The sequence below is a fragment of the Mucilaginibacter sp. OK098 genome, from assembly GCF_900142915.1.
Taxonomy (GTDB): Bacteria; Bacteroidota; Bacteroidia; order Sphingobacteriales; family Sphingobacteriaceae; genus Mucilaginibacter.
Window position 1 is genome coordinate 87,564 of sequence record NZ_FRCM01000013.1, and the last position, 1,874, is coordinate 89,437.

Below are 1,874 nucleotides of genomic sequence, written 5' to 3' on the forward strand. Positions count from 1 at the left end.
GCAGCCAACAATGTATTTGTGACCGACTACGGCAATAATGCGGTAAAAGAGATCAAACCCATCGGCGGCTTTTATATCAGTCCAGCTTTACCAGCAGGTTTAAGCTTTAACAACACAACAGGTGTTATTAGCGGTACACCCACCGCCTCCAAACCTGCAAGCAATTATACGGTAACGGTTTATAATGGGACAGGCAGCAATACGGCAACAGTAAATATAAAAGTAAACGCAGTTAGCATCAGTTATGCCAGCCCGCAAACCTATGTAGCGGGCAAGGCTATCGCGCCGCTTGCGCCAACCATCAGTGGTGGAGCGGCAGCAGCTCCGGCATACAGCAGCAGCACAACCACTTTGGGTTCGGGCTTTAACATCCCGGCGGGGATCGCGGTGGATGCGGCCGGTAATATTTATATCGGTGACCAGAACAACAATGTGGTAAAAAAGATTCCGGGCGGCACAGGCACACCTGTAGTTATCGGCACAGGGTTTAACACACCAGATGGTGTAGCAGTAGATGCAGCAGGCAATGTATATGTAGCGGATGACGGGAACAACCTGGTGAAAAAGATCCCGGTAGGTGGCGGGCCGATCATAACCCTGGGCTCGGGCTTTCTGCAGCCCTTTAATGTGGCAGTGGATGCGGCAGGGAATGTATACGTGGCAGATCGCGGCAATAATGCGATCAAAGAGATCCCTGTCGGCGGTGGAGCAGTGATCACTCTTGGTTCAGGCTTTACCACGCCTACCGGCGTAGCGGTGGATGCTTACGGAAATGTATATGTAGCCGACTTTGGCAACAGCGCGATCAAAGAGATCCCGGTTGGCGGCGGCGCACCAATTACCCTCGGCTCGGGCTTCAGCACTCCGTTTGGTGTTGCAGTTGATGGTTCGGGCAATGTATTTGTAACAGACTATGGCCACAAGCAGGTGAAGGAGATCCCTATAGGCGGTGGCGCCCCGGTTGTAATCGGCTCCGGCTTCAGCTTCCTGTTCGGCATAACGGTAGATGCAGCGAACAATGTATTTGTGACTGACTATGGCAACAATGCGGTAAAAGAGATCAAACCCATCGGCGGCTTTTACATCAGTCCAGCTTTACCAGCGGGTTTAAGCTTTAACAACACAACAGGCGTCATCAGCGGGACACCAACAGTGGTTAGCCCTGCAACCAACTATATGGTAACCGTTTATAATGGAACAGGCAGTAACACAGCAATTGTAAAGATTAAAACAATTATAGGTTCTAATGATACTTTCCTTGCAAACTTAACAATAAGCACTGGGACCTTAAGTCCGGTATTTGCAGCAGCCACAACCAGCTATACAGCCATTGTACCAAATGCAATAGCATCCATAACCATAACCCCAACAACAGGCGATGCAGATGCCACCATAAAAGTAAACGGCACAACAGTAGCTTCGGGCGCAACCTCCGCAAGCCTGCCATTAGCAGTAGGACCAAATACTATTACCACTATTGTAACATCATCAGATGGCACCGCCACTAAAACCTATACACTTACCGTTACCCGTGCATTATCAAGCAATGCGCTGTTAACGTCTATAAAAGCAAGCCCTGTTAGCACATTGACTGCGGTAAGCGGGCCCGGTTATAAGAATTACAAAACAGTTGTACCAAACAGTGAGGCCAGCCTGCAGATCATTGCTGTAGTGCAGGATGCTACGGCCACTATAAAAGTAAATGGTATCACAACCGCTTCAAATGTGGCCTCACAATCAATACCACTGAATGTTGGCAATAACGTTATTACCACAGTTGTAACAGCGCAGGACGGCACCACAACCGATAGCTACATTATTACTGTTACCCGAGTATCAACCAATGCGCTGTTAACCTCCATAAAAGCCAATCC

General features: G+C 48.9%; 1 protein-coding gene. It reads left to right on the top strand.

Going from position 1 to position 1,874, the window contains the following annotated elements; translation table 11 throughout:
• A partial coding sequence (locus tag BUE31_RS29535) for a cadherin-like beta sandwich domain-containing protein (protein ID WP_073407525.1) occupies window positions 1–1,874 on the top strand: 1,874 nt, incomplete at both ends.